This window comes from Ramlibacter sp. (genome assembly GCF_028292805.1).
Classification (GTDB): domain Bacteria; phylum Pseudomonadota; class Gammaproteobacteria; order Burkholderiales; family Burkholderiaceae_C; genus Ramlibacter.
Map to the genome: position 1 here is coordinate 1 of NZ_JAQGLS010000079.1, position 6,704 is coordinate 6,704.

6 protein-coding genes and 1 pseudogene are annotated in these 6,704 nt (G+C 67.1%); 1 reads left to right on the forward strand and 6 read right to left on the reverse strand.

Annotated elements, in window-relative coordinates:
* Positions 1–83: 83 nt before the first annotated feature.
* Positions 84–1,994, forward strand: a complete 1,911-nt coding sequence (locus tag JWP65_RS04280; RefSeq protein ID WP_299760675.1) for a hypothetical protein — start codon at positions 84–86, stop codon at positions 1,992–1,994.
* Positions 1,995–2,321: 327 nt separating this feature from the next.
* Here the strand turns inward: JWP65_RS04280 and JWP65_RS04285 are convergent.
* From JWP65_RS04285 to JWP65_RS04310, 6 genes and pseudogenes are all read right to left on the reverse strand, one after another.
* Positions 2,322–2,854 (reverse strand): annotated as a pseudogene (locus tag JWP65_RS04285) (aldehyde dehydrogenase family protein); the annotation flags it as partial.
* Positions 2,855–2,916: 62 nt separating this feature from the next.
* On the reverse strand, positions 2,917–4,593 hold the full coding sequence (locus tag JWP65_RS04290; protein ID WP_299760677.1) for an FAD-dependent oxidoreductase: 1,677 nt from the start codon (positions 4,591–4,593) through the stop codon (positions 2,917–2,919).
* 31 nt (positions 4,594–4,624) lie between these two features.
* Positions 4,625–4,801, reverse strand: coding sequence for a hypothetical protein (locus JWP65_RS04295; protein WP_299760679.1), 177 nt, complete (start codon positions 4,799–4,801; stop codon positions 4,625–4,627).
* A gap of 9 nt (positions 4,802–4,810) precedes the next feature.
* Positions 4,811–5,398 carry a 3-phenylpropionate/cinnamic acid dioxygenase subunit beta gene (locus JWP65_RS04300; protein WP_299760681.1) on the reverse strand — a complete coding sequence of 196 codons (588 nt, stop codon included), beginning with the start codon at positions 5,396–5,398 and terminating at the stop codon, positions 4,811–4,813.
* Between the two features lie 22 nt (positions 5,399–5,420).
* The gene (locus JWP65_RS04305) at positions 5,421–6,209 is read right to left on the reverse strand and encodes an SDR family NAD(P)-dependent oxidoreductase (RefSeq protein WP_299760683.1); all 789 of its coding nucleotides are present in this window, start codon (positions 6,207–6,209) and stop codon (positions 5,421–5,423) included.
* 3 nt (positions 6,210–6,212) lie between these two features.
* A partial coding sequence (locus JWP65_RS04310) for an SRPBCC family protein (protein WP_299760685.1) occupies positions 6,213–6,704 on the reverse strand: 492 nt, incomplete at its 5' end.

A 6,704-nucleotide genomic window follows, 5' to 3' on the forward strand; every position in this document is an offset into this window, starting at 1 on the left:
GGCGGCGCGCGCGAAGCGGCGCTGGAGCAGGCGGTGCGGGCCCTGTCGCAGTCGGTGCAGGCGTTGACCGCCAGGGCCTGATCGTGGCGGATCACCAGGGCGCCACCACGACCGAAGCCGTCGCTGCCGATGCGGCAAGCCGAGTCGGGGAGGAGCCCGGCGCGGCCGGGGCGCCCTTCGCCCGTCAGTATCCGGGCGAAGGCCGCCAGTACGCCATCGGCATGGGCGTGCTGCGTGCGGCGGCCACGCCGCATGAGCGCAAGGCCGACGAACCCCTTTACCGGTCGTTGCGAATCTACGCCGTCGATCCGGCGCACACACGCCTGGAAGGCGCCGTGGCCAACGTCAACGTGGCGTACGAGCCGCTGGAACCTGGCCCGGTGGGCAAGCTGATCGCCGTGGACGACACCGACCCCACCGGCCGCGCGCGCCGCAAGGCCGACCTCGACGAGCGGAACGTGCTGATCGCCGACGGCTATGAGCCATCGCTGTCGGACCCACGGTTCCACCAGCAGATGGTGTATGCGGTGTGCAGCAATGCGTATTCCGCTTTCCGCACGGCACTGGGGCGCACGCCTTCCTGGAGCTTCGGCGGCCCGGACGAGCCTGCCCGGCTCATCGTGCGACCGCACCACGCCAGGATGCGCAACGCCTACTACGAGCGCGTCGACAACCGCGGCGAGCTGCACTTCGGCTATTTTCCCGCCGGTGAACACCCGACCGACAGAACCATGGCCGGGGGCATCGTGTTCACCTGCCTGTCTCACGACATCGTGGTGCACGAGATGACCCACGCGCTGCTGGACGGGCTGCGCGCGCACTTCATGGTCCCCACCAACCCGGACGTGATCGCCTTTCACGAGGCCTTCGCGGACCTGGTGGCCGTCTTCCAGCATTTCAGCTACCCCGACGTGGTGCGCAGCGCGATCCGGCAGTGCCGCGGCGCGCTGGAACAGGCGGCGCTGCTGGCCCAGGTCGCGAGCCAGTTCAGCCGCGCCACCGGCCGACAAGGACCGCTGCGCACCGCGCTCGAGCACGGCGAACACCGCGAGTACCGGGACGACCTGGAGCCCCACGCCCTGGGCGCCGTTCTGGTGAGCGCGATCTTCGAAGCCTTCAGCACGGTGTTCCGCCGCAAGACCGAAGCCATCGTGCGCCTGGCCACCGGCGGCACCGGCGTGCTGCCGCCGGGCGAATTGCCGCATGACCTGCAGCAGTTGCTCGCCGCCAAGGCCGGCAAGCTCGCCAGCCAGTTCCTTGCGATCTGCATCCGCGCCATCGACTACTGTCCGCCAACCGGGATGATGTTCGGCGACTACCTGCGGGCCCTGATCACCGCGGACTACGACCTGGTGCCCGACGATCCCTGGGACTACCGCGGTGCTCTGGTGGATGCATTCTGGCGACGCCGGATCTACCCGCGCACGTCCCAGCATCTCTCGCAGGATTCACTGCTGTGGCAAGGTCCCCGCGTCGACCTGCCGCCGGTGGCCGGCCTGGATTTCGCCACCTTGCGGTTCCAGGGCGACCCGGCCCAGGCCGCCAGCGTCGAGGAGCTGCGCCGGCAAGCGGCGGCGCTCGGGCACTTCGTCACCGAGCGCGAGCGGCTGGAGGAATTCGGGCTGGCGGCGCAGGACGATCCGCGGTTGGGCCCGAACGCGGTCGGCTTGCCCACCGTGGAGTCCATCCGCACGGCCCGGCGCGCCGGCCCGAACGGCCAGATCGTGTTCGACCTGGTCGCGGAGATCACACAGGCAATGCATGTCGCGCCCACGGCCGATGGCCCCGGCTTCACGCACCACGGCGGCTGCACGGTGCTTCTTTCGCCCAAGGGGGAAGTGCGCTATGTGGTTCTCAAAAGCGTGCTCGGCGCGGGGCGCGTCGATCGTCGCCGCGACTTCCTGATGACGAACCTGGGGCAGCGGTTCTGGCGGGTCGATGGCGACCGGCTGCAGCCCCGCGGCAGCGTCTTTCGGTTGATGCACGAGATTTGACTCGCATTCTGCAGGAGACGCACAAGGAAGCGCGCGCTTTCCACGTTTCGGCCTTCTGCCAGCAAACCCTTCCTTCCACTGCGCAACAGAGGCCCGATACTCGAGCTTGGCTCGGCGAGTTGCAGCGATGCGTGTCGGCTCTCGTGAGACCGTGCGATCGATTCGACCGCTGCCCGAAGGACAAGTACTCCCCCTTGTACTCCTGCACCATCCTCACCGCTCGCTCGCGGGCCTCGTCCGGCTCGCGGCTCATGGCTCATGGCTCATGGCTCATGGCTCATGGCGAACAGCAATTTTTTCATGCCGCACGGCTCATCGCGCGCTGCCTCAGACGCCCCAGTGCGGAATGCGGTGGGCGCCGAGAGACACGGCGATGTTCTTGGGCTCGAGAAAGGCATCGTAGCTCCAGGTGCCGCCCTCGCGGCCGGTGCCGGAGGCCTTGGTGCCGCCGAACGGCTGCCGCAGGTCGCGCACGTTCTGGCTGTTGACGAAGCACATGCCGGCCTCGACCGCAGCCGCCACCAGGTGGGCGCGGCCGACGTTCTCGGTCCAGACATAGCTGGCCAATCCGTAGGCGATGTCGTTGGCAATACGGATCGCATCCGCCTCGTCGTCCAACGAAGTCAGGCAGGCCACCGGCCCGAAGATCTCTTGCTGCGCGATCTGCATGCGGTTGTCGACGTTGGCAAAGACGGTGGGCAGCACAAAGTTGCTCTTCTTCACGCGGTCCGTCAGATCCGGTGCGCCGAGGCCGCCGCACATCAGGGTCGCGCCTTCCTGGGGCCCGGCTCGATGTAGCTGCGCACCTTGGCCAGGTGCGCCTGCGAGATCATCGGGCCGATGATGGTCTTCTCGTCGAGCGTGCCGTACACCGTTCCGCTCAGGCGGGACGGGGCGACATCGAACTCGAGATTGCAGTGGCTCATGCGGGGACATTCATGGAGACGGGGGTCTTGAAGCAGCCGCGCACGCGATCCACCAGCGCCACGACGTCTTCGGGGATGCGGTCGCCACGCCAGGCCACGTGCTGGTCGGGCCGCGACAGCACGAAGGCGTGGCGGTAGATGCCGGCGGCTTCCGGGGAGCGCACGTCGAGCATCACCAGCGGCACGCTCCGGCGCGCGGCGGCCTCCAGCAGTGGCGTCGCGTCGGCTGCGGGGTCCAGGCACAGCAGGGTGTAGTCCGGGCCCATCGCGTCATACAACGAGCGGCCGTCTTCCAGCCAGATGTGCGGCGTGCGGCAACCAGGCACGGTGGAGGGTGTGAACTGGTCCATCGAGTAAGCCGGCGGCGCCTCGCCGTCGTAGGCGATCAGGCTGGACGCGTCGTAGTAGTAACCGAAGTTCAACCCAGCGCAGCAGTACTGCTTGACGTTCAGGTCGTACAGCGCACGACCGGCGGCGGCGCGCGCCGCCTCCCCCCCGGGACCCGGCTCCTCGATACCCACCGGCACGCCCTCGCGCTCCTTCTGCAGCGCCAGGGCATGGTTCATCGCGAAATTCGAAACCTGCTCGGTGATCGGCAGGCGTTCGGACTCATAGGCGCCCAGGATGGCTTCACCGCCCCAGCCATTCAGCCGCGCGGCGAGTTGCCAGGACAGGTTCATGGCATCGGCGATGCCGGCGTTCATGCCGTACCCCGCCATCGGGATCCACAGGTGCGACGCGTCGCCGCAGATGAACACCCGCCGGTCGCGGAACTTGTCGGCCACCAGCCGCCGGCCTGTCCAGTCTTCCTTGGAGAGGATCTCGTACTTGAAATCGGCACCGACACCGAGGATGGTGCGGATGGCCCAGTCGCGGTCGACCGCGTCGAAGTCGGTTTCGTCGGCTCGCAGGTAGTTGTGCAGCAAAAAGGTTTGCTTCCCATCGATGGCATAGACGTTGCCGCTGCGCCGAGGATTGAGCGAGAAGGTGGCCCACGCCGGAGGGTGCGTCGAGCGTTGCAGCAGGTCGGGCGCGCGGAAGTACGTGGACTGCACGCGGCCCACGACATCCGTTCCGGCGAGCCTGGCACCGATGGCCTTGCGCACTGCCGAACGGGCGCCATCGCAGCCGACCAGGTATTCGCACCGGATCTCGACCGCTTCGCCCGTGTCCAGGTGGACGCCGCGCGCGCACACGCCGTCGATGTCCTGGGTGAATTCATCGATGCGCGTGCGGTTCAGGATGCTCACGCCGGGCGTCGCCTCCGCATGCGCAAAAAGGACAGGCTCCAGGTAAATCTGGTTGATGCGGTGCGGCGGCTCCGGCGTCGGCCACCAGCCGTCGGGCCCGCTCTTGTCGGTGTAGCGGTCCTGGCGCGAGGGAATGTGGATGCGCGACAGTTCCTCGCCGGTGAACGTCGTCCGGTACGAAACGTCGTTCGCATGGTCGGCAGGCAGCCCGGAGTCACGCAGTGCCCTGGCCACGCCCAGGCGGCGGAAGATCTCCATCGAGCGGGCCGAGACGTGGTTGCACTTCACGTTAGGCGGCTCACCGCGGTAGCGCGTTTCGGCGACCACCACCGAAACGCCGCGCTGGGCGAGGTCCATCGCTAGCGTCAGGCCCACGGGGCCCGCGCCGACGACCAGCACGCGGGCCTGGAAATTCATGCTCATGTTCTGGCCGGGTGGAAGCAGTCGCTGTTCATCAGGTGGTGGGCTCGGCGAGTCCGACGATGTCTTCGCAGAAGACGAGCTCCTCGTCGCCGCCAGCAAGTCGGGCGTTCAGCCAAAGGCCATCGCCGACGTTCTCCAGCACCTCGGCATTGGTGCCGTCCTTGAGCCGGATCACTTGGCCCGGTTCGACTTCAAGCAGGTTCAGCATGGCGTGTTCCTAGAAGAAAACGGTGAGGTTCTTGGCGAGCAGCACGTTCTGGTGGATGCGGATCTCGCGGTCGGCCAGCTTCCAGCCGTCGGCGGTCTGGCGCACGCGGTCGAGGCGATCGCCCACGAAGAAGTACTCCTCGTACTCGCAGCGGTTTTGATAGATGAGGAAGCGGCTTGTCACCTCGACTTCGAGCTCACCGCCCGCATTCATTTCAATCGCCTTCAACTGCACGTTGCTGACCATGCGGCAGACGCGCGACAGCGGCTCCTCGGCCCAGTGCACGCCGGTGAGGATCTGCTCGGCGCGCTTGCCCAGCGACCACTTGCCCTCGTTGAACCAGCTCATCTGCTCTTCGCGCTTCGTGAGTTCGCGCTTCGCGTGCTCGCCGAATTTCACGTTGAACTCCATCGGCATGAAGTAGCGCAGATCTTCGGCCAGCGTGTCGAGCCATTCGGTGAAGCGCCGCTCGTCAAGGAGGTTGGCTTCGTCGTACAGGAATTCCTCTATCTCGCGCTTGGTCTCGTAGTAGCGGCTGTCGCGCGCTAGGCGGGGTGCGGCGGCAACGGGGGCCGTGGCTTCGGCAATTTCAGACATGTTCTTTGCTCCCGGAGAGGTCTCAAGCTTTGGGTTGCAACGGCCCGCCCTGGTGCGAGAAGCAACCGACATCGATCACCGTGCCCGAGATCGTGGCGGCGTCGTCGGACAGGAGGAACGCGACGGCATTGGCGAGGTCGCGGCCCGTGGCCGGCCGCCCGGCCACGGTGCCCTGTGCACCCTTGCGCAGGAAGGCGTCGACGTCGCCGCCGAAACGGCCGACGCTCATGCCGGACACGATGCCGCCGCCACCGGGAATCGCGACGTTGACGCGCACGCGATCGTGGAAATGGTCGTACGCCATTGCCATGCTCAGCGCGACGATGGCGCCCTTGCTGCAAGCGTAGGCGGCCATGTTGGGCTTGCCGTAGCCGGCGCCGGAGCCGATGTTGACGATCGAGCCGCCACCCGCACGGATCATGTGCGGCAGCGCGGCGCGGCTCATCAGGTAAGTGCCCTTGACGTTGACGTCGAAGATCTTCTCGAACACCGACTCGTCGGTGGTGAGGACGGTGCCGAGCGGGCCGATGGCGGCGTTGTTCACGAGGCCATGTACGGCGCCGTACTTCACCACGGCATGGTCGACGACGCGGCGGACGTCGGCCGCTTCGGAGACGTCCGCTTCCAGCACATCGGCCTTGCAGCCGGCTTGCTCCAGTTCCTGCAGCACGGACTCCATGCCCCTGGCGGTGCTGGATACCTGGGGCTGCGCCAGACCGAAGGCCACCACCTGGTGTCCACGGCGCGCCAGTTCGACCGTGATGGACTGGCCCAGTCCGAAGGTTCCGCCGGTGACGATGACGACGGCCATGCGCTACTCGGCGAAGCTCGCCGGCTCCTTGTCCTTGCGGCCCAGCAGCGTGTCCCAGTCGGCGCCGTTCATGTAGTCGCGCCAGCGGCGGTAGAACTGTCGCGGGTTTTCTTCGCTGACCTGGACGCTGACGTTGCCGGGCACGGGCCCGTCGGTGCTCACCTTGCCGAGCGACTGCGTGTAGTTGAACGGGTAGCGCCGGGCGATCACGCCGCGGCTGCCGGCCGTGGCGTAGTTCCAGTTCTCCATATCGTCCTGCTCGGTCATGCCGGCCGGGCCGGAATAGCGCATGTAGTAGGTACGCAGGAAATCCTTGACCTCCTGCGGAGCGTCGGCGTCCACCAGGAAAAAGCGCCAAGCTTCGGTCGACTCCGGTCCGTGCGGATGCCACACGCACAGGTTGCGCGGCTGGTTGCCGTGGAAGGACACGTTGGGGAAAATGGTGCCCACGAACGGTACGAGCCGGTTGCGGTCGGCCCCGAGGCGTTCCTTGCG

Coding starts and splice junctions, on each gene's coding strand:
- JWP65_RS04290 (WP_299760677.1), bottom strand. CDS start 4,593: ATGAGCATGAATTTCCAGGCCCGCGTGCTGGTCGTCGGCGCGGGCCCC.
- JWP65_RS04305 (WP_299760683.1), bottom strand. CDS start 6,209: ATGGCCGTCGTCATCGTCACCGGCGGAACCTTCGGACTGGGCCAGTCC.
- JWP65_RS04295 (WP_299760679.1), bottom strand. CDS start 4,801: ATGCTGAACCTGCTTGAAGTCGAACCGGGCCAAGTGATCCGGCTCAAG.
- JWP65_RS04300 (WP_299760681.1), bottom strand. CDS start 5,398: ATGTCTGAAATTGCCGAAGCCACGGCCCCCGTTGCCGCCGCACCCCGC.